Origin of the sequence: Streptomyces sp. NPDC087787 (assembly GCF_044743035.1) — a bacterium.
Classification (GTDB): Bacteria; Actinomycetota; Actinomycetes; order Streptomycetales; family Streptomycetaceae; genus Streptomyces.
Genome location: NZ_JBIUVQ010000003.1, coordinates 77,007 through 96,319, shown reverse-complemented (window position 1 = coordinate 96,319; position 19,313 = coordinate 77,007). Strand labels below are relative to the sequence as shown.

The 19,313-nt window shown below is 73.6% G+C and carries 15 protein-coding genes and 1 pseudogene; 8 read left to right on the top strand and 8 right to left on the bottom strand.

The window, feature by feature from the left end:
- Positions 1-62: 62 nt before the first annotated feature.
- Positions 63-1,556 carry a hypothetical protein gene (locus ACIOWN_RS06420; RefSeq protein ID WP_362354419.1) on the top strand — a complete coding sequence of 498 codons (1,494 nt, stop codon included), beginning with the start codon at positions 63-65 and terminating at the stop codon, positions 1,554-1,556.
- 21 nt (positions 1,557-1,577) lie between these two features.
- Here ACIOWN_RS06420 and ACIOWN_RS06415 read toward each other — a convergent pair whose 3' ends face one another.
- Entirely contained in the window at positions 1,578-3,014 is a 1,437-nt protein-coding gene (locus ACIOWN_RS06415) for a PP2C family protein-serine/threonine phosphatase (RefSeq protein ID WP_401980772.1), read from the bottom strand.
- A gap of 425 nt (positions 3,015-3,439) precedes the next feature.
- On the opposite strand from ACIOWN_RS06415, the gene ACIOWN_RS06410 reads away from it, so the two are divergent.
- The gene (locus tag ACIOWN_RS06410; protein ID WP_362354415.1) at positions 3,440-3,853 is read left to right on the top strand and encodes an SsgA family sporulation/cell division regulator; all 414 of its coding nucleotides are present in this window, start codon (positions 3,440-3,442) and stop codon (positions 3,851-3,853) included.
- Positions 3,854-3,903: 50 nt separating this feature from the next.
- On the opposite strand, the gene ACIOWN_RS06405 is transcribed toward ACIOWN_RS06410, so the two are convergent.
- The gene (locus ACIOWN_RS06405; protein WP_401980769.1) at positions 3,904-5,004 is read right to left on the bottom strand and encodes a chemotaxis protein; all 1,101 of its coding nucleotides are present in this window, start codon (positions 5,002-5,004) and stop codon (positions 3,904-3,906) included.
- A gap of 358 nt (positions 5,005-5,362) precedes the next feature.
- Between ACIOWN_RS06405 and asnB the strand changes: the two genes are divergently transcribed.
- Positions 5,363-7,207, top strand: a complete 1,845-nt coding sequence (gene asnB, locus ACIOWN_RS06400; protein WP_362354412.1) for an asparagine synthase (glutamine-hydrolyzing) — start codon at positions 5,363-5,365, stop codon at positions 7,205-7,207.
- 30 nt (positions 7,208-7,237) lie between these two features.
- Here the strand turns inward: asnB and ACIOWN_RS06395 are convergent, their stop codons facing one another.
- Positions 7,238-8,845, bottom strand: coding sequence for an alpha/beta hydrolase (locus ACIOWN_RS06395; RefSeq protein WP_362354410.1), 1,608 nt, complete (start codon positions 8,843-8,845; stop codon positions 7,238-7,240).
- A gap of 272 nt (positions 8,846-9,117) precedes the next feature.
- Between ACIOWN_RS06395 and ACIOWN_RS06390 the strand changes: the two genes are divergently transcribed.
- Both ACIOWN_RS06390 and ACIOWN_RS06385 read left to right on the top strand, forming a co-directional pair.
- Positions 9,118-9,783, top strand: a complete 666-nt coding sequence (locus ACIOWN_RS06390; RefSeq protein WP_362354408.1) for a chaplin family protein — start codon at positions 9,118-9,120, stop codon at positions 9,781-9,783.
- Positions 9,784-9,917: 134 nt separating this feature from the next.
- A pseudogene (locus tag ACIOWN_RS06385) lies at positions 9,918-10,691 on the top strand (GNAT family N-acetyltransferase); the annotation flags it as partial.
- Between the two features lie 55 nt (positions 10,692-10,746).
- Here the strand turns inward: ACIOWN_RS06385 and ACIOWN_RS06380 are convergent.
- From ACIOWN_RS06380 to ACIOWN_RS06365, 4 genes are all read right to left on the bottom strand, one after another.
- Positions 10,747-11,013 (bottom strand): GlsB/YeaQ/YmgE family stress response membrane protein, encoded by a 267-nt coding sequence (locus ACIOWN_RS06380; protein WP_362354406.1) that lies wholly within the window; start codon positions 11,011-11,013, stop codon positions 10,747-10,749.
- Positions 11,014-11,116: 103 nt separating this feature from the next.
- Positions 11,117-11,689, bottom strand: coding sequence for a sigma-70 family RNA polymerase sigma factor (locus ACIOWN_RS06375; RefSeq protein WP_362354404.1), 573 nt, complete (start codon positions 11,687-11,689; stop codon positions 11,117-11,119).
- 125 nt (positions 11,690-11,814) lie between these two features.
- The gene (locus ACIOWN_RS06370; RefSeq protein WP_362354402.1) at positions 11,815-13,188 is read right to left on the bottom strand and encodes a deoxyribodipyrimidine photo-lyase; all 1,374 of its coding nucleotides are present in this window, start codon (positions 13,186-13,188) and stop codon (positions 11,815-11,817) included.
- A 142-nt stretch (positions 13,189-13,330) separates the two neighbouring features.
- Positions 13,331-14,863 carry an SDR family oxidoreductase gene (locus ACIOWN_RS06365; protein WP_401980764.1) on the bottom strand — a complete coding sequence of 511 codons (1,533 nt, stop codon included), beginning with the start codon at positions 14,861-14,863 and terminating at the stop codon, positions 13,331-13,333.
- A gap of 308 nt (positions 14,864-15,171) precedes the next feature.
- Between ACIOWN_RS06365 and ACIOWN_RS06360 the strand changes: the two genes are divergently transcribed.
- From ACIOWN_RS06360 to ACIOWN_RS06350, 3 genes are all read left to right on the top strand, one after another.
- A complete protein-coding gene (locus ACIOWN_RS06360; protein WP_362354398.1) occupies positions 15,172-15,528 on the top strand; it encodes a YciI family protein in 357 nt (118 codons plus the stop codon).
- A gap of 315 nt (positions 15,529-15,843) precedes the next feature.
- Positions 15,844-17,220, top strand: a complete 1,377-nt coding sequence (locus ACIOWN_RS06355) for an RICIN domain-containing protein (RefSeq protein ID WP_401980761.1) — start codon at positions 15,844-15,846, stop codon at positions 17,218-17,220.
- Between the two features lie 55 nt (positions 17,221-17,275).
- On the top strand, positions 17,276-18,208 hold the full coding sequence (locus tag ACIOWN_RS06350; RefSeq protein ID WP_362354394.1) for an aldo/keto reductase: 933 nt from the start codon (positions 17,276-17,278) through the stop codon (positions 18,206-18,208).
- A gap of 76 nt (positions 18,209-18,284) precedes the next feature.
- Here ACIOWN_RS06350 and ACIOWN_RS06345 read toward each other — a convergent pair whose 3' ends face one another.
- A complete protein-coding gene (locus ACIOWN_RS06345; RefSeq protein WP_362354392.1) occupies positions 18,285-18,992 on the bottom strand; it encodes a dienelactone hydrolase family protein in 708 nt (235 codons plus the stop codon).
- Between the last annotated feature and the right edge of the window lie 321 nt (positions 18,993-19,313).

The following is a 19,313-nucleotide window of genomic DNA, read 5'->3' as shown; positions in this document are numbered from 1 at the left end:
TAGTCGCCCGGCAAGTCGCGGCGGGTCTACTGTCAACTCAGCCGAGTACCTGGGGGCTTGACGTGACAGGACAACCCAACACCCGTCTCGCGGACCTGTTCGGCCTGGCCGGCTGGTCCAAGGGGGAACTCGCGAGGCTGGTCAACCGGCAGGCGGCGGCCATGGGCCACCCCCAGCTGGCGACCGACACCTCCCGGGTGCGGCGCTGGATCGACATGGGAGAGATCCCGCGCGATCCGGTGCCACGGGTGCTGGCGGCCCTGTTCACCGAGCGTCTCGGCCGTGTCGTGACCATCGAGGACCTCGGTCTGGTGCGGCACGGGCGTACAGGGAAACGGCAGGGCGACGGGAGCGAGGAACATCCCGACGGAATGCCGTGGGCGCCCGAGCGCACCGCCGCGGTCCTCACCGAATTCACGGGAATGGACCTCATGCTCAACCGACGCGGCTTGGTGGGCGCGGGCGCCGCGCTCGCCGCGGGCTCCGCAATCAGCAGCGCCATGCACGACTGGCTGCAATCCGATCCGACACTCAAGGCCGACACCCCCGCCCTCGACCATCCCCTGCACGCCGACCCCGCCGGGTACGACCGCTACGACGCCGCCCCCGTCGGGTCGCAGGAGATCGAGGAACTCGAACGCTCGGTGGAGGTGTTCCGGGCCTGGGACGCCGCCCGTGGCGGCGGGCTGCAACGCAAGGCGGTGGTCGGCCAGCTCAACGAGGTGGGCGGCATGCTCGCCTACCGCCACCCACCCCACCTCCAGCGGCGTCTGTGGGGCGTCGCCGCCAACCTCTCCGTCCTCGCCGGCTGGATGTCCCACGACGTCGGCCTGGAACCCACCGCCCAGAAGTACTTCGTCATCGCCGCCCACGCCGCGAGGGAGGGCGGCGACCGGCCGCGCGCCGGGGAGGCACTGTCCCGCGCGGCACGCCAGATGGTGCACCTGGGCCGGCCCGACGACGCACTGAACCTGATGAAGCTCGCCCACTCCGGCGCGGGCGACCGCCTCCAGCCGCGCACCAAGGCCATGTTCCACACCATCGAGGCCTGGGCGCAGGCCTCGATGGGCAAGGGTCAGGCGATGCGCCGCACCCTCGGACGGGCGGAGGACCTCTTCGTCTCCGACACCGGCGACGGGGAGCCGCTCGACTGGATGCAGACCTTCAAGGACGAGGACCTGTACGGCATGCAGGCGCTCGCCTACCGCACACTGGCCGAGCACGACCCGGACGCGGCCGTGCACGCCCAGCACTTCGCGGAGAAGGCCCTGGCCCTGCGGGTCGACGGACGCGAGCGGTCGAAGATCTTCGACCATCTGTCCATGGCCTCCGCCTGCTTCATCGCGGACGACCCCGAACAGGCGGACCGGTACGCGCGGTTGGCCCTGATGGCGATGGGCTCGAACTCCTCCCGGCGTACCTGGGACCGGCTGCGCGAGATGTACCGGCTCACCGCCGAGTACGCCACCTATCCGAAGGTCGGCGAGCTGAGGGAGGAGATCCGGCTGGCGCTGCCGGGGCCGAAGGGCAGGAACCCCGGGAGCGCGCCGGCGTAGGGTTCCGGTTCCGTACGCGGGTTACGAGGTCACCCGGGCGACCAGCACACAGGCGTCGTCCTCGCGCCCGGTTCCGGCGAACTCCTCCACGACCGTCCGTACGCACTCCTGCGCGCCGCGCGCCGCGGTGAACCGCGGGGCCAGGCCGAGCAGGCGGTGTGCCGCGGTGGCCGTCCGTCCCTCACGCCCGGCCGTGCCGGCGCGCGGGGACCCGCACCGGGGCGCCAGTGCCTCGGTGTGCAGCAGGAGCAGGTCGCCCGGCTCCAGGGTCTCCTCGGCCTGCCCGTAGGAGGCTCCGGAAGCGGTGCCGAGCCGGACGCCGTCCGGGGCGTCCAGCATCCGCCCCGTCCCGCCGCGGAACAGCAGCGGGGCGGGGTGTCCTGCCTGCGCCCAGGTCAGGGTGCGGGTGGCGGGACGGTACCGGCAGCAGACGGCGCTCCCGGCGGCCGGCTGCCCGGTGGCGTCCAGCAACTGGTCGAGCCAGGTCATCAGCTGTTCCGGCCGGGCCCCCGCCATCGCCATGCCGCGCAGGGCGCCCAGCAGCATCGCCGCGCCCGTGACCGCGCCCGGCCCGCGGCCGGTGAGTCTCCCGGCGCCGAGCAGGGTGTCGCCGTCGGGCAGTCCCATCGCGTCGTACCAGCCGAACCCGGCCGGGGTGCCGGTGGAGGACTGCAGGTGGTGGGCGGCCAGGTCGAGCCCCGGGCGGCCCCGGTGCGGGAGCCGCAGGAAGCCACGCCACGGGGGGAGCGCGGCTTCCTGCGGCTCGACCGCGAGCCGGTGCTCGGTCTGCGCGCGATGCCGGTGGCGGTGCAGCGAGTCACGGGTCTCGCGCACGGCCGACTGACTGAGCCGCAGTTCGCTGACGTCCCGCAGCACCGCCCACATCGAGGCGGTGCCGCCGTCGGCGTCGAGCACGGGCTCGCCCATCATGTGCACCGCGCGGACGGCTCCGTCCGGCCGCACGATGCGGAACTCCCCGTCGATCGGCTTGGCGTCGACCAGGCAGTCGGTGACCATGGCGGTCAGCCGGGGCCGGTCCTCGTCCAGCACCACGGAGGGCAGTTCGTCGAGGGTGAGCGGGGGAACGGCCGGGTCGCGGCCGAGGATCCGGAACAGCTCGCCCGACCAGGCGGCCTCGTCCGTCAGCAGGTTCCACTCGGCGCTGCCGACAAGGCTGAGGAGCGAGCCGCGCGGGGCGGCGGAGGGTGCGGCGGGCACCGGTGGCGGGCCGTCGCGCAACTGCGCCAAGTGTGCGTCCAGATCGTTGAGTTGACGCATCGCCAGATCACACAGCGCACGCTCCCACCTGCCCCGCGGATCCGAGGTGTCGCCCTGCGCCTCCCGCCGTACCGCGTCCATCTCGCCCCTGAGCCGGCGCGCCTGCGATATCAGCGCGTCGACCGGGCCGCCCCCGGGTGGCTGGGCGGGGGAGCGGTCCGCGGAGACATGGGGCGGCATGGCGCACTCCGATGCGGGAACGGTTCGGCCGGGGCGGCGGGAGGGGGCTCTAGGGCCCTACGACTGTGGCACAGCCGGCGGCGCCCTGTAAGGGATTTGGCAAGACGCGATGCGAGGTTGCACCTGGCATATGCCACAGTCTCCCCAAGGCGGCTGACCGGCACTTTCTGTGTAGCCGCACCGGTGGCCGAGGCGTAGACGGGGTACGCGATTTGATGGTCGGCCGGAGGCGGCGCGCGGACGCTCAAGCGTGTGTTCTACGGCCGTCTGTTCCCTTGTTGCGGGCCGCTCACCATCGATCCCCGGCAGAGTGACGCAGCTCACACGAATTGGTGGGCCGTCGGGCGTAATGCGAACGGCTCCAGCGGACTCCCAACGACAACGGCACAACCGGCCGACCTGACGACTCACAGGGGAGACCGACCATGGACACCACCCTCGAGCAGACCGCCCGCGCCCGTCTGATCACCGCGGACGGACGGGAACTTTCCGTCCCCGCCGTCCTGCGCTACGTGTCCACCGACCCGCTGGCCGTGCACATGGACTTCCCGCCCGAGGTCTCCCTCGACGGCGAGGCGGTCTCGTGGACCTTCGCCCGCGTCCTGCTGGAGGAGGGCATTGAGGGCCAGGCCGGCGCCGGGGACGTGCACCTGTGGCCGTGCGGAGGGTCCCGTACGGTGCTGGAGCTGCACTCGCCCTCCGGTCTGGCCCTGCTCCAGTTCGACACCCCGGCGCTGCACCGCTTCCTGCTGCGCAGCTACGCCGTGGTCGCCCCGGGGCAGGAGGACCTCACCGCCGCAGTCGACCACGGCCTGAGCGCGATCTTCGGCACCGTCTGAGGCGGCCACCCCTCGCCGCCGGGCACCACCGCGGGGCCTGGCGCCCGGCCTCAGTAGCGCAGCACTCCGGCGATCCCCTGCGCGTCGCCGAGGGTGCCGTCGGGGACGAAGCGCACGTCGGCGCCTGTCTCCAGGCACTGCTCGACGATCTCGTCCACGACGTCCTCGCGGGCGCCCGGTTCCTCGCTCCCGGCCGGAACCAGATGCCCGCCGGCGGATTCGCGCATCGTCACGCGGTAGTTCTCCTCGACGGCCAGCAGCCGGACGCGGCCCTCCCGCGCGGTCTGCCAGACCTCGTCGACACCGGCCGCGTACTCCTTGCGCCCGCGGGCCGCCTCCAGTTCGCGCGCCACGGCCTCCGTGTCGCCCCGCGTCCTCTCGTCCCGCACGGGCCCGATCGCCCGCCACACCGCTTCGGGGGTGGCGTGCGCCAGACCGCCGTGCTGGACGGACACCGCGCACTGGGCGACGCTGCCGACCTCCTCCAGCGCGGACAGCGCGGCCGGCTCGCCCGTGATGTACACCCGGCGCGGATGCTCGCGCAGGACCGCGCTCATCGCACTGTCCGCCTCCCGCAGGAACTGGCGGGTGCTCTGGTCGCGGAACGTGCTCGGCTCGTCGCCGATCTGCATCCGGCGTTCGGCGTCGAAGTTCTCGACGAGCTTCCTGGTCAGCGGGAAGCCGCCGGTGTGGTCCTCCGTGACCCGGTCGACGCCGCCGCTCCACAGCGTCACGCGGTCCGCGGAGACGGACAGGACCCAGAAGGGGCGCTCGGCGGTCCGCGCGGAGACCAGGTTGCGGGTCAGGAAGGTGTCCGAGAGGACCACGCGCTCAGGAACGGCGCGGGCCAGCGACCACACCTGGTGCTCGCCCGGGGCGGCGAAGATCACCAGCCCGTCCTCGGCGTACGTCAGGTCCACCTCCGCGAGGGCCTGGTCGAGCTGCCGGAAGACGTCGTGGCGCTGCTCCCGGCCGACCTGCGGGTTGGCCTCGAGTTGCCGCTTGGCCTCGGCCACGACATTGCGCAGCCGGACCGGATCCTGTGCGTTGTCGGGCTCGCGGCGGTGCGTCGGCGTCAGCACCGAGACCGCGGGGTAGGGGCGCGGACGCCGCAGCTCGGCGAGGATCGAGGGACTCAGCTCGTGCTCCATGACAGCACGATAGGTCCGATTCGCACATCAGGCATTCGGGGCAACTCGGCTGGCGCGCGGGCGCATTCGCTGCTACGGCCCGGCGCGGCCCGGTGCGCGGGCGCCGGAGAAGCTTGCGGACCCCGCGAACCCCGCGGACATGGAGAAGTCTTTGCCCTTGGCCGGTTCCCGCTGCCGCGCCCCAGGTGCGGGGCCCTTTCCGGGCTGTTCCGGGAGCGAAGCACGGCCGGAACCAGCGGGTCCTGACGGCATCCGGGTGAAGCACGCGTTGACCGCCACCGCCCCGGTGGCACACGCTCGACATATAGGTGCTCCATGCAACTGGTTCTCCGGTGGGCCGGAGGGCGGGAGGTAGCGGATGTGCGGCATCACCGGCTGGGTCTCCTACGACCGTGACCTGAGGGCCGAGGACGCGACCCTGCGCGCCATGACCGAGACGATGGCCTGCCGGGGCCCCGACGACCGCGGCACCTGGGCCGAGGGGCCCGCGGCCCTGGGACACCGCAGGCTCGCGATCATCGACCTGCCCGGCGGCCGTCAGCCGATGACCGCCGGCACACCGGACGGCACGGTGGCCCTCGTCTACTCCGGCGAGACCTACAACTTCACCGAGCTGCGCGCCGAACTGGACGCCCGCGGCCACCGCTTCGCCACCGACTCCGACACCGAGGTCGTCCTGCGCGGCTACCTGGAGTGGGGCGACGAGGTGGCCGAGCGCCTCAACGGCATGTACGCCTTCGCGATCTGGGACGGCCGCCGCGGCGAGCTCGTCATGATCCGCGACCGGATGGGGATCAAGCCCTTCTACTACCGGCCCACGCCCGACGGCGTCCTCTTCGGCTCCGAGCCCAAGGCGATCCTCGCCCACCCCATGGTCCGCCCCCGGGTCACCCTGGACGGACTGCGCGAGCTGTTCACCTTCGTCAAGACCCCGGGCCACGCCGTCTGGGACGGCATGCACGAGGTCGAGCCCGGAACCGTCGTCACCGTCGGCCGCGACGGCCTGCGCACCCGCACGTACTGGCGGCTGCGGACCCTGCCCCACCCCGACGACCGCGACACCACCGTCGCCACGGTGCGCACCCTGCTGGACGACATCGTGCGCCGCCAGCTCGTCGCCGACGTGCCCCGCTGCACCCTGCTCTCCGGCGGTCTCGACTCCTCCGCCATGACCGCGCTGGCCGCCCGCCGGCTGGCCGAGGAGGGCGAGAAGGTGCGCAGCTTCGCCGTCGACTTCGTCGGCCAGAGCGACCACTTCGTCGCCGACGACCTGCGCGCCACTCCCGACACACCGTTCGTGCACGACGTGGCGCGCGCCTCCGGCACCGACCACCAGGACATCGTGCTCGACGCGGACACCCTGGCCGACCCGGAGATCCGCCGGAAGGTGGTCCGCGCCCGCGACCTGCCGATGGGCTTCGGCGACATGGACTCCTCCCTGTACCTGCTCTTCCGCAGCATCCGCGACCACTCCACCGTCGCCCTGTCCGGCGAGTCCGCCGACGAGGTCTTCGGGGGTTACCGGCACTTCTTCGACGAGGAGGCGCGCCGCGCAGACACCTTCCCCTGGCTGGTGCGCTTCCTGCGCGACTTCGGCGACGACGCCGGTGTCCTGCGCCCCGACCTCGCCCGCGCCCTCGACCTGCGCGCCTACGTCGCCGACGGCTACCGCACCGCCGTCGGCGCCGTCAGCCGCCTCGACGGCGAGAGCGACTTCGAATTCCGGATGCGCCAGATCTGCCACCTCCACCTGACCCGCTTCGTCCGGGCCCTGCTCGACCGCAAGGACCGGATGAGCATGGCGGTCGGCCTGGAGGTCCGCGTCCCCTACTGCGACCACCGCCTGGTCGAGTATGTCTACAACGCGCCCTGGGCCCTGAAGTCCTTCGACGGCCGGGAGAAGAGCCTGCTGCGGGAGGCGACCGCGGACCTGCTGCCCAAGTCGGTGTACGACAGGGTCAAGAGCCCTTACCCGTCCACCCAGGACCCCAAGTACGCCCTCGCCCTCCAGGACCACGCCAAGGACCTGCTCGGCCGGCCGGGACACCCGGTCTTCGACCTCGTGGACCCGGAAAGGCTGCGCCGCCTCGCGCACAGCGACACCGACCTGGGTGGCAACCAGGCGGCGCGGCGCGGTCTGGAGCGGACCCTCGACCTGGCCGTCTGGCTGGACATGTACCAGCCGCAGATCGTCACCGCCTGACCCCGGCCGGCCGCACGACCCGCCGAACCGTCAGCCGCTCGCGTCCGGCTCCCGGTCCGCGCCGCAGGAGCTGCCGCCGGCCGGCAGGGTGCCGTACAGCAGGAAGTCGTTCACCTTCCGGTGCACGCACCGGGAGGACAGGTACCCGGTGTGCCCGTCGGCCCGGTTGTCGAGCACCACGGTGGACGGTCCGAGCCGCCGCGCCGTCTCCAGCGTCCAGCGGTACGGGGTCGCCGGGTCGCCGCGGGTGCCGACCAGCAGCATCCTCGCCGTGTCGACGTTCTTCACCTTCTCGCGGATGAAGTCGGTGCCCGCGGGGCGGCCGTAGCACATCAGCAGCTCGTTGAGCCGGGCGCGGCCGAAGACCGGCGAGGCCCGCGCGTACTCCGCGCTCAGCCGGCCGAGGTCCCCGGTGAGCTGAGCGGCGCCGGGCCGGTCGGGATCGTCGGCGCAGTTGACCGCCAGGGTCGCGGCGGGCTGGTTGTCCGGCGGGATCTCGCCGGAGCCGACCAGCCCGCCGTCCGCCGGACCCGGCGCGCTCCGCCGCGTGGGCAGGGTGCCGCCACCGGCGGAGAAGGCCTCGACGCCGTGGGTGTCGCCGTCCTGCACCAGGGAGGCGATCGCCCGTTCCAGCGAGGGCCACAACCGCTTGCTGTAGAGCGCCTGTCCGATCGCCCGGGCGAGGTCCTGGCCGGTCAGCTTCCCGCCGGCCCCGTTCGGCACCGGGTTCTCGTCGAGCGAGCGGACGAGCCGTACGACCTGGTCGCCGGCCGCGCGGCGGTCGTCGCCCCACGGGCAGGCGATGTCGCGCACACACCAGTCGAGGAAGTGGTCGAGCGCCGTCTGCTGCGCCTCGGCGGCGACCAGCCCCTGCCGCGCCGACGGCTCGGTCAGCGTGTCGACTCCGTCGAGGGCCATCCGGCCGACCTTGCCGGGGAACAGCGCCGCGTACACCGCGCCGAGCCGGCTGCCGTAGGAGAAGCCCAGGTAGTCGAGCCGGTCGTCGCCGAGCGCCTGACGCATCACGTCCAGGTCCCGGGCCGCGTCGACGGTGCCCATGTGCGCCTGGACCGGGCCCGAGCGCCGGGCGCACTCGGCGGCCGTTCGCTGCCAGGCCGTGAGTTTCTCGCGGGCGACCTTCGGGTCGCCGAGGTCCCCGTTCCCGCCGGTCGCCCGTGTGGCCCGGTCGTCGGTGCCCAGTCCGCAGCCCACCGGAGAGGACCTGCCGACGCCCCGCGGGTCGAAGGCGACCACGTCGTAGCCATTGGTCAGGTCCAGGAACCGCTTGCCGTCGGTGGTCAGCCGGGGCACGCCCGCGACGCCGGGACCGCCGAAGTCGAGCAGCACCGAGCCCCGGGAGGGGCCGGTGGCCCGGTAGCGGGCCAGTGCGAGGTCGAGGGTGCCCGCGCCGGGGTCCGCGTAGTCGAGGGGAACGGTGACCCTGCCGCACTGCACGTCCTTCGGGGCGCCCGCCTCGCACGCCGACCACGCCACCTTCTGGCGGTAGAAGCGGCTCAGGCCGGCCGGCGCGCCGCCGTCGTCCTCCGCGGGCAGTCCCGCGCCGAGGAGGACGAGCGTGACGGCCCCGACGCACGCGCCGCGCCGGGCCGCGCGCCGCGTCGACAGCTTGGCCGGCATGGGCGCCTCCAGCAACGTTCCGCCGCGGACCGGGAACAGGCCTCGGCCCACCTTGGGCGGACCGTCCGGCCCCCGCCTCCCGGCGGGCGCGGACCGCCCCACGGGTACCGCCGGCAGGGCCCACCGCCCCCGCCTCGGCGGCTTCGCTCGCCGTTCGATAACAGGCCCCCCGAAGGGGTGAAAGGGCGGCAGGCCATAACCCTGAACCTTTCACCAGCGTTTTACGAGGTGCGGGTGAACGCCCGCGACCATGTCTGGAAGGCAGGAAACCTATGAAACGGGTCACGCGGAACAGTGTGATCGCCGTGGCCGCCGCCTCCGGCGCGATGGCGATGACGATGCCGATGTCCGCCTTCGCGGCGGACGGCGGCGCCGTGGCGGAGGGTGCCGCGGCGGGCTCGCCCGGTGTGCTCTCCGGAAATACCGTCCAGCTGCCGGTGGACGTTCCGATCAACGTGTGCGGGAACACCGTGGACGTGGTGGGGCTTCTCAACCCCGCGGCGGGCAACCGGTGCGCCAACGCGTCCGCCGGGAGGGATCGGACGCCGACGACCGACGGTGCGGTGGCACAGGCCACCACGCACGACTCCCCCGGGGTGGTCTCCGGCAACACCATCCAGTTGCCGGTGCACGTTCCGGTGAATGTCAGCGGCAACAGCGTGAACGTGGTGGGCATCGGCAACCCGGCGTCCGGCAACACGTCCACGAACACGCCGGGCGAACACGTCACCCCGACGCCTCCGCCGCCCGTGCGGTCCGAGCCGCAGCCGGTGCCGCGGCACGTGACGCATCCCCGGCCCGTGGCCGTGCCCCGGACGCAGGTGTCGCTCGCCCACACCGGCGCGGACCAGACCGCGCCGGTGGTGGCCGCGGGCGCGGCCCTGGTGCTCGGAGGAGCGGTCCTGTACCGGCGCTTCCGGCCCGCCGCGCTCCGCTGACGGATCCGCGCCCGCGGCGGAGGCCCACAGGACACGTGCCCGGTGGGCCTCCGCCTCGGTGCCGGCCCGACGGCCGCGGATCCCGCACCGAAAACCTGTTGCCGAGGACGTCCGCGCTTTGGTCCAGTTGGCGTATGGATCACGCCGCGGTACTCGCCCTGTACGACCGGGACCTGCGCGAAGGCGCCGGGCCCGACGGTTCCGGCCCGCGTGTGGAGCGCGCCGGGAATGTGGTGCGCCAGATCGGCTCGGCTCAGGACTGGAACGGCGTGCTGTGGTCGGACCTGGACGAGTCCTCCGCGGACGCCGCGATCGCCGAGCAGACAGCCCGCTACGGCGAGTCCGGTCTCGCCTTCGAGTGGAAGGTGTATGGGCACGACGAGCCCGCGGACCTCGGCCGGCGCCTTTTGGCCGCCGGCTTCGCGGCCGAGCCGCAGGAGACGCTGATGGTGGCCGAGATCGCCGAGCTGGACCTCGGCACCGAGCCGCCCGAGGGCGTGCGCCTGCGCACGGTCACCGACGAGGCGGGTGTCGATCTGCTGGTCGGCGTGCACGAGCAGGTGTTCGGTACGGACGGCTCCCGTCTGCGCCACCGCCTGCTCGCCCGGCTCGCCGCCGAACCGGACACGCTCGTCGCCGTCGTCGCCCTCGCCGGAGACGAACCGGTGAGCGCGGCCCGGATGGAGCTGCTGCCCGGGACGGTGTTCGCGGGCCTGTGGGGCGGCGGCACCGTCGAGGGCTGGCGGGGCCGGGGCGTCTACCGCGCCCTCGTCGCCCACCGCGCCCGTGCCGCCGCCGACCGCGGCTGCCGCTACCTCCAGGTCGACGCCTCCAGCCGCAGCCGCCCCATCCTCGAACGCCTCGGCTTCGCCGCCCTGACCACCACGACGCCGTACGTGTACGAGCCCTGGAAAGGCCCTGAGCCCGGCGGCGGCCCGAGTGGGGCCGCCGCCGGCCGCCGGCTCAGCGGTGCCCCGCCTTCGCCCGGTCCAGCATCGAGACACCCAGCGCGGCGAGGGCGATCTGGATGAGCCATTCGATCCAGTCGACCCCCTTGGTGTCCGCGACGCCCAACGCCGAGGCGATCGCCGCGCCGATCAGCGCGGCCACGATGCCGATGAGGATCGTCCAGAGAACGCCGATGTGCTGGCGTCCGGGAACGACGAGCCGTCCCAGGACACCAATGATCAAGCCGATGACGATGGCACTGATGATGCCCGTGATCTCCATCTTCCGCCCCTCTGCGTCGTGACCCCCGCGCCCTTTCGCATTCCCGCTGGAACCGGAGCCACACCGGTCGGGTTCCAGTGCCCCGGCCCGGCACCGTCCCTTCTCAGGTCCTCCCTGGCATCGCGTACGGCTCCTCACCGCACGCCTGCTGCTTCAGGCGGCGCCGCAGCTCGTGCAGGCCCCGGCGGGAGTGGCTCTTGACGGTGCCCAGCGGCCAGCCGGTGCGCGCCGCGATCTGGGTCTGGGTGAGGTCCTCGAAGAAGGCCAGCCGCAGCACACGGCGCTGGGCCGCCGGGAGCCGGTCCAGCTCGTAGCGGACCAGGACGCGGTCGAGGGCGGCCTCCGGCCGGCCGTCGGCCGGGTCGGCGGAGCCCAGGGCAGACCCGGCGGCGGCGACCAGCTCCCCGCGACGGGTCCGAGCGGCCAGCGCGTCGGCGATCCTGCGCCGGGTGATGCCGACGATCCACCCCGCGAGCGGGCCGCGCTCGGGCCGGTAGCCGTGCCTGCCCCGCCAGACGCCGAGGAAGACCTGCTGGGTCACGTCCTCCGCCTCCTTGGCGTCTCCCAGGGACCGCCAGGCCAGCGTGTGCACCAGCGCCGACCAGCGGTGGTAGACGGCGGCGAGGCAGGCGTCGTCGCCCGCCACGAGGCCACGCGCGAGGTCTTCCGGTGTCATGACGACGGCTCCTGTGACGGCTCCCCGGGGCACACCCCCGTACCGCCATCGTGTGATCGCCGGCCGCTCCCCACAACTCGCATCGCTTCCGCAGCGTTTTTCCCCAGGGCGGGGTGCGCGGCTCCTCAGCCGCGGTCGCGGGCGCGTTTGAAGCGGGCCAGCCCGTCGGACAGTTCCACCACCGGGTCCGGGTAGTCGAGGGCGGCCCGGGCCGCCCCCTGCAGCTTCCACGGCTCGTGCACGGCCGGCCCGTCCAGCCCGGAGAGCTCGGGCACCCAGCGGCGTACGAACGTGCCGTCGGGGTCGTACCGCTTGGCCTGGGTGACGGGGTTGAGTACCCGGTTGGGCCGGGTGTCCGTGCCGGTGCCCGCCATCCACTGCCAGTTGAGCTGGTTGTTGGCGAGGTCGCCGTCGACCAGGTACCGCAGGAAGTGCCGCGCGCCCACCCGCCAGTCGACGTACAGGGTCTTGGTGAGGAAGCTCGCGGTCAGCAGACGGCCCCGGTTGTGCATCCAGCCCTCGTGCAGCAACTGGCGCATGGCCGCGTCGACGATCGGATAGCCGGTGCGGCCCTGACGCCACGCCTCGACGTCCTCGCGCGCGGACCGCTCGGACCGCCACCGGTCGTGCTTGGTCCGGTAGTCGGCGCTCGCCGCCGCGGGCCGCGCCGCCAGCACCTGGCGGTGGAAGTCGCGCCAGGCGAGCTGCCGTACGAAGGCCTCCGCGCCCGGACCGCCCGCGCCGCGCGCCCGGTGTACGAGTTCGACCGGGGAGAGGGTGCCGAAGTGCAGATGGGGCGAGAGCCGGGACGTGGCGTCGCCGGCCAGGTCGTCGTGGCGCTCCTCGTAGGCGGCAACACCCGAGCGCAGCCAGGCCGCCAGCCGCCCGCGGCCCTCCGTCTCGCCGCCCGGCGCGAGCGCCGGCGACAGGTCCGCGGCGGGCGGCCGGGAGGGCAGCTCCCCGGAGACGACGCCGTCCGGGACGCGGACCGTGCGGGGCGCGCCCAGCGGAGCGCGCAGCCCCTGCCGCGACCACTGCCGGAAGTAGGGCGTGAAGACGGCGAAGTGGTCCGAGGAGGACGGCGTCAGCGTGCCGGGCGCGACGGCCGTGGTCACCGTGTCGTGCACGTGCAGCCGGCGCCCGTCCGCCGCCAGGGCGCGCCGCAGCCGCTCCTCGCGGCGGTGGGCGAAGCGGCTGACCTCGGCCGCCAGGTGGACCTCGTCGGCGTCGGCCTCGCGGGCCACCTGACACACCTGCTCGACGGGGTCGCCGCTGCGGACGACCAGCCGGCCGCCGCGTCGGCGCAGTGCCGCGTCGAGGTCGTGCAGGCAGTCGGCGAGGAACGCCAGCCGGTTCGGGGCGGCGAATCCGGCCCCGTCCACCGCCGGGTCGCGCACGAACAGCGGGACGACGTGCCGGGAGCCGTCGAGGGCGGCGCGCAGCGGCGGATGGTCGTGCACCCGCAGGTCGGCGGTGAACAGGACGACCGAGACGTTCATCGTGGGGTCTCCGTGGAGGGGACGGGGAAGGCCGGACGGACCGCTCCGGACGGTCCGGGGCGCTCCGGTCGCCCCGGATCACTGCGGACGCTCCGGGCGCTCCGGATTGTTTCCCGCGCGGGGCGTCAGGCGGATGCGGGCGTCAGCGGACGGAGGTGCGTTCCCCCGAACGGGTGAGCCGGGCCTGCTCGACCGCAGCCCCGGCGATGTTGCGGGCCATCCCGCCGAAGACGACCGCGTGGAAGGGCGAGACGCTCCACCAGTAGGCGTGCCCCAGCAGCCCGTGCGGATGGAACACCGCGCGCTGGCGGTACAGCGTGCGGCCCTCGGCGTCGGTGCCGACGCGCATCTCCAGCCAGGCCAGGCCTGGCAGCCGCATCTCGGCCCGCAGCCGGAGCAGCCGTCCCGGTTCGATCTCCTCCACGCGCCAGAAGTCGAGCGAGTCGCCCGCCCGCAGCCGCTGCGCGTCACGGCGCCCCCGGCGCAGCCCGACCCCGCCCGCCAGCCGGTCGAGCCCGCCGCGCAGCGCCCAGGCGAGGGAGAAGGAGTACCAGCCGTGGTCGCCGCCGATGCCCTCGACGACCCGCCACAGGGCCTCGGGCGGCGCGTCCACCGTGCGCTCCCGCAGGTCCGTGTAGAGGCTGCCGCCGGCCCAGTCGGGGTCGGTGGGCAGGGGATCGCTGGGCGCGCCCGGCACGGAGGCGGACGACCACCGGGTAGTCACCTGTGCGTCGCGGACCCGTTGCAGTGCCAGCCGTACGGCCTCGTCGAAGCCGATCGGATGACCGGGAGGGTCGGGCACGTACCGCAGGATGTCGTGTTCCCGGCAGACGACCTCGTGGCGCAGCGACTCGGCGAGCGGGCGCGCGATGGCCGCGGGCACGGGGGTGACCAGCCCGATCCAGTGGCTGGACAGACGGGGGGTGAGGACCGGGACGGGGACGATCACCCGTCGGGGCAGGCCCGCCACCGCCGCGTACCGCAGCATCATGTCCCGGTACGTCAGGACGTCCGGCCCGCCGATGTCGAAGGCCCGGTTCACGTCGTCGGGCATCCGCGCGGCCGTCACCAGGATGCGTAGGACGTCGCGTACGGCGATCGGCTGGATGCGGGTGCCCACCCAGCTGGGAGTGACCATCACGGGCAGGCGCTCGGTGAGGTAGCGCAGCATCTCGAAGGAGGCGGAACCTGAGCCGATGATGACGGCGGCGCGCAGGACGGTGGTCGGCACCCCCGAGGCCAGCAGTATGCGGCCGACCTCCGCGCGCGAGCGCAGATGCGGGGACAGCTCCCGCTCCGGCACACCGGCGGGGGTCAGGCCGCCGAGGTAGACGATCCGCCGCACGCCCGCGGCCCGGGCCCGTTCCCCGAAGAGGCGTGCGGCCCGGCGGTCGGTCTCCTCGAAGTCCTTGCCGGTGCCCAGGGCGTGCACCAGGTAGTAGGCGACGTCGACGTCCCGCAGGGCCGCGGCGACCGACTCCGGGTCGGTGACGTCGCCGCGCACCACCTCCGTGCGCGCCGCCCAGGGATGGTCGCGCAGCTTGCCCGGGGAGCGGGCCAGGCAGCGCACCCGGTTGCCGGCGTCGAGCAGCTCCGGGACCAGCCGGCCGCCGATGTACCCCGTGGCGCCCGTCACCAGGCAGCGCGGGCCGTCGCCCGTGTCCTCACCGTTCATCGACCTCGGTCCCTCGTGCGTAGGTGCCCTTTTGTGCGTCTCCGGATCACTTCCACCGGGACGGCCCTCGTGGATGCGTGCGGGGCGCTTTCGGTGGGCCGATCGCGTGACCGTGGCCGCCGCGCCGCGAATGGGCCGATCGTGTGGCCCCCGCTGCCGTGCCGCGAATGGGCCGATCGTGTGGCCCCCGCTGCCGTGCCGTGGTGGCCGGGGAAGGGATGTGGCCGAGGCCGTCGGGCGAGGTGCCGGTGCGGGGCCCACCGTTCGAGCGAGAGGTGGGACGACGGCACGACGTCAAGGAGAACGTCATGAAGTACTACCTGCTCAGCGTGATCCAGCCGGCTGAGGGCCGGCCGCCCGCGGCCGAGGCGCTGGCGCGGATCATGCGCGAGGTCGAGGGCTTCCACCAGGAGCTGCGCGAGGCGGGTGCCTGGGTCTTCGCCGGCGGGCTGCACGGCCCGGAGACCGCCGTCGTGCTGCGCCCCGGGGACGGTGAGGTACGCGTCACCGACGGTCCCTACACCCAGGGTGCCGAATACCTGGGCGGTCTGTGCCTCATCATGGCGCCCGATCTGGACGCGGCCGTGGAGTGGGGCCGGAAGGCGAGCCGGGCCACCACCCTCCCCATCGAGGTGCGGCCGTTCCTGCACCCCGCCGGCGACTGACATCCGGGGCAGCGGACCGGACTGGTCTACACCCTTGACTCGTACAGACCAGTCCGATTGAGTGCCCTCACCCCCCACCGCGGCCGCCCCCACACGTGCCCGGTACCACCGGCGCGTGCGCGCGAGAACCGGCTCCGTCCGGCCTCGCGGGGGTGCGGCCGCGCTCCGCGGATCCTCGGACTCCCGCCGGTTCCGCTGACGCCCGGCCGCCGCCCGTGATGTCATGCCCCTGACCATCCTGGCCGACGGTGTCATCGGCCGCCGGGGCGCGGCCCCGGGGCGACGGCCACCGTCCGGACGAAGGGCAACACCGCCATGCGCACCCCCCACGCGCTGCTCGCCACGACCGCGGCGCTCGCCGCCGTCGTGGCATCCCCCGCCTCCGCTCCCGCGAGCGCCACGGCACAGGCTCCCGCCGCCGGGGCGTACTACGTCCAGAGCGTCACGACCGGCCTGGCCGCGGCGGCCGCCGGTGCCGGCGCCGTGGAACAGCACAACCCCAGGGGCGACGAGGACCACCAGCAGTGGAACCTGAGGTCGAACGGACCGTCGTACGTCCTGGAGAGCGCCGACCTGGCCGGCACCTGTCTCGGCCGCTCGGGCGACCGGGCACGCGCCGTCGCCTGCGCCGACGCGGAGGCGGCCTGGGAGATCGCCCCGGCCGGGGACGACCAGTACACGCTCAAGTCGCCCGGCGCAGACCGCTACCTGACCGTCGCCGCCAAGCCGTCCGGCGCCAACTACCCCGCCCCGCTGGCCCTCGGGCCCGCGGGCGACCTGGCCCGCTGGTACCTCACCCCGGTGGCACCGGCCACCCGGCCCATGCCGCCGGCGGACCAGCGCACCCTCGACCAGGTCACGTTCCTCACCGCCCACAACGCCTACGCCAACGGGGTCGACGGCGGTTTCGCCCCGCCGTTCGTCAACCTCTTCCCCAACCAGAGCCGTGGCATCGACCAGCAACTCGCCGACGGTGTGCGCGGGTTCATGCTGGACATCCATCAGACCCCGGACGGCGCGATCCTCTGCCACAACAGCTGCACGCTGGTCAGCAGGCCGGTCGCCCTGTGGGTGGACCTCCAGCGCATGGTGGACTTCCTGGCATCGCACCCCGACCAGTTCGTCACCGTGTTCCTGGAGGACTACGTCGATCCGGGCGTCCTGCGCGCCGAACTCGCCCGTGTGCGCGGCCTTTCCGACGTGCTCTACCGGCCCGACCTGACCGGCGTCCGGAACAACGGCTGGCCCAGGATGGCCGACCTGATCGCCGACAACCACCGGCTGCTGGTCCTCACCGACCACAGCCGCTCGGCCGACGAGGCGGCGGGCCTGACCCGGGACGGCTTCGGCGTGATGTACCAGCGCGAGTGGACGGTCGAGAACCACTGGTCGATGGGCGCGGGCCTCGGCGCGTCGGACTGGTCCTGCTACAGCCGTTGGTACGGCGCCGACCTCAACATCCCGCTGACGCACACCGAACCGGGCTTCCGGCCGCTGTTCGTGATGAACCACTTCCGGGACAGCGCGATCAGCGCCACGGTACAGACCGACAACGCCAAACTGGCCGACCGCGCCCGGCGGTTCTGCGAGCCCGCGGCACGCAAGAAGCCCAACTTCCTGGCCGTGGACCGCTACGACCTCGGCGACCCCGCGGCCGCCGTGAACGCGCTGAACACCCACACATATCCGTGACATCCGGCCGTACGGCGCACGCGATCGCGACACGCGGGTGTGCGAGACTCCGCCGATGACCTCCGAAACGATCACCGCGGACGCCGCGGGCACCTGGGAACTCGGCGACCTGCCCGTCCACCGCGTCGGCCTCGGCGCGATGCGGCTGACGGGCAGCGCCGCCTTTCACCTCGGCACCCCCAGCGACCGGAACCGCTCGATCGCCGTCCTGCGCCGGGCGGTCGAGCTCGGCGTGAACCACATCGACACGGCGGCCTTCTACTTCTCCGCCCGGCGCTCCGCCAACGAACTGATCAACAGCGCCCTGTCGCCGTACCAGGACGATCTGGTCGTCGTCACGAAGGTCGGTCCGTTCCGCAACTGCTCGGGGGAGTGGGGCCCCTCCGCGCGCCCCGACGACCTGCGCGGCCACGTCGAGGAGAACCTGCGTCAGCTCGGCCGCGACCACCTGGACGTGGTGAACCTGCGCCGGATGGGCCAGGACTCCATCGCCGAGCACTTCGGCGCGCTCGCCGAACTGCGCGAGGAGGGACTGATCCGCCACCTCGGCCTCTCCGACGTGGAGCCGCGCCACCTCGAGGAGGCCCGCGCCATCGCGCCGGTGGTGTGCGTGCAGAACCGCTTCGGGCTCGATTTCCACGACCCCGGCACCGACGAAGTGCTACGGGTCTGCGGCGAGGAGGGCATCGCCTTCGTCCCGTTCTTCGCCATCGCCGGCGAGGGCGGCTCCAAGGGGGCGGCGGACGGCGCCCACGACGAGGAGGTCGCGGCCGTCGCCCGGGCCCACGACGCGACACCCGCACAGGTACGGATCGCCTGGACCCTCCAGCAGGGCCCGCACGTCCTGGCCATCCCCGGCACCGGCAACCCCGACCACCTCGTGGAGAACGTGGCCGCGGGTGCCCTGCGCCTCACCGACGAGGAGATGGCCGGGCTCGACGCGCTGCACACCGGGACCGGCGACGGAACGGGCGAGGGTGCCGGCTGAGCGGCGTCCCGTACCGCACGCGGGGACCGTGCGACCGGCCCCCCGCGCCGGACCCGGCGGCGGCATCCGGTCCCGGTCAGTCCAGCTGCCCGTGCAGGAACGCGACGGTGCTCTGCCACGCGCGGGACGCCGAGTCGGGGTCGTGGCTGGGGCGGCGGTCGTTGAAGAAGGCGTGGCCGGCCGGGTACAGGCGGAAGTCCGCGGTCACGCCCGACTGCCGCCGGATCCTCTCGCGCAGCTCCTCGACCTGCTCCAGCGGGACGCTCCGGTCCTGCTCCCCGTAGTGGCCGAGGAGCTGGGCGCGCAGCCCGGAGAAGTCGGGCAGTTCGCCGCGGATGACGCCGTAGAACGGCACGGCGGCGCTCACCCGCGGATCGACAGCCGCGAGGTACAGCACGAACCCGCCGCCCATGCAGAAGCCGACCGCGCCGACTGTGCCGGAGGTGACCTCGGGCAGGGACAGCAGGTGGCCGACGGCGCCGGAGAGCAGTTCGACACCGCGCAGGACCGGCAGGGCCTTCACCATGCGCTGGGCCTCGTCGGAGTCGTGCGCCACGCTGCCGCCGTACAGGTCGGGCGCCAGGGCGACGAAGCCCTCGGCGGCGAGCCGGTCGGCGACGTCGGCGATGTGGTCCGTCAGCCCCCACCACTCCTGGATGACGAGGACGCCCGGACCGCTTCCCGACCGTGGCAGCGCGAGGTAGCCGTGCGCGGTGTCTCCCGCGCTCGGGAAGGTGACGTTCTGCCTGGCGGGCGTCTCCGCGGGCCCGGGCCGCTCGGACATGGTGCTCACCTCCCTGCCGGATCGCGGATCGGCGCCTCGCCGGGAGTGGCGGAGGGGCCTTTGCGGATTCTTGCCGCGTTCGCCGTGCCGCCGCCGCCCGCCGTTCACGGTCGGGTTCGCCCTCCTTCGTACGCTACTGCCGGCGGTCCGGTCGTGCAGCGGGCCGCCGGAGCGCACCGGGGCGCGGGTGCGCGCGATCCCGCCGTCGTTCCCGGCGGCTCCTTCCATAATGGGCGGGCGGGCGCGCCCGCTGGCGGACCACGACGCCGGACTGACTACAATCATGTAGACGATCTACGACTGTGGGCGACAACGGGGTGA

What these genes read in the sequence shown, in the direction of transcription:
- ACIOWN_RS06360 (WP_362354398.1), top strand. Translation starts at nt 15,172, where the DNA reads ATGAAGTACTACCTGCTCAGCGTGATCCAGCCGGCTGAGGGCCGGCCG.
- ACIOWN_RS06380 (WP_362354406.1), bottom strand. Translation starts at nt 11,013, where the DNA reads ATGGAGATCACGGGCATCATCAGTGCCATCGTCATCGGCTTGATCATT.
- ACIOWN_RS06370 (WP_362354402.1), bottom strand. Translation starts at nt 13,188, where the DNA reads ATGAACGTCTCGGTCGTCCTGTTCACCGCCGACCTGCGGGTGCACGAC.
- ACIOWN_RS06405 (WP_401980769.1), bottom strand. Translation starts at nt 5,004, where the DNA reads ATGGAGCACGAGCTGAGTCCCTCGATCCTCGCCGAGCTGCGGCGTCCG.
- ACIOWN_RS06395 (WP_362354410.1), bottom strand. Translation starts at nt 8,845, where the DNA reads ATGCCGGCCAAGCTGTCGACGCGGCGCGCGGCCCGGCGCGGCGCGTGC.
- ACIOWN_RS06355 (WP_401980761.1), top strand. Translation starts at nt 15,844, where the DNA reads ATGCGCACCCCCCACGCGCTGCTCGCCACGACCGCGGCGCTCGCCGCC.
- ACIOWN_RS06410 (WP_362354415.1), top strand. Translation starts at nt 3,440, where the DNA reads ATGGACACCACCCTCGAGCAGACCGCCCGCGCCCGTCTGATCACCGCG.
- ACIOWN_RS06345 (WP_362354392.1), bottom strand. Translation starts at nt 18,992, where the DNA reads ATGTCCGAGCGGCCCGGGCCCGCGGAGACGCCCGCCAGGCAGAACGTC.
- ACIOWN_RS06390 (WP_362354408.1), top strand. Translation starts at nt 9,118, where the DNA reads ATGAAACGGGTCACGCGGAACAGTGTGATCGCCGTGGCCGCCGCCTCC.
- ACIOWN_RS06415 (WP_401980772.1), bottom strand. Translation starts at nt 3,014, where the DNA reads ATGCCGCCCCATGTCTCCGCGGACCGCTCCCCCGCCCAGCCACCCGGG.
- ACIOWN_RS06350 (WP_362354394.1), top strand. Translation starts at nt 17,276, where the DNA reads ATGACCTCCGAAACGATCACCGCGGACGCCGCGGGCACCTGGGAACTC.
- ACIOWN_RS06375 (WP_362354404.1), bottom strand. Translation starts at nt 11,689, where the DNA reads ATGACACCGGAAGACCTCGCGCGTGGCCTCGTGGCGGGCGACGACGCC.
- asnB (WP_362354412.1), top strand. Translation starts at nt 5,363, where the DNA reads ATGTGCGGCATCACCGGCTGGGTCTCCTACGACCGTGACCTGAGGGCC.
- ACIOWN_RS06365 (WP_401980764.1), bottom strand. Translation starts at nt 14,863, where the DNA reads ATGAACGGTGAGGACACGGGCGACGGCCCGCGCTGCCTGGTGACGGGC.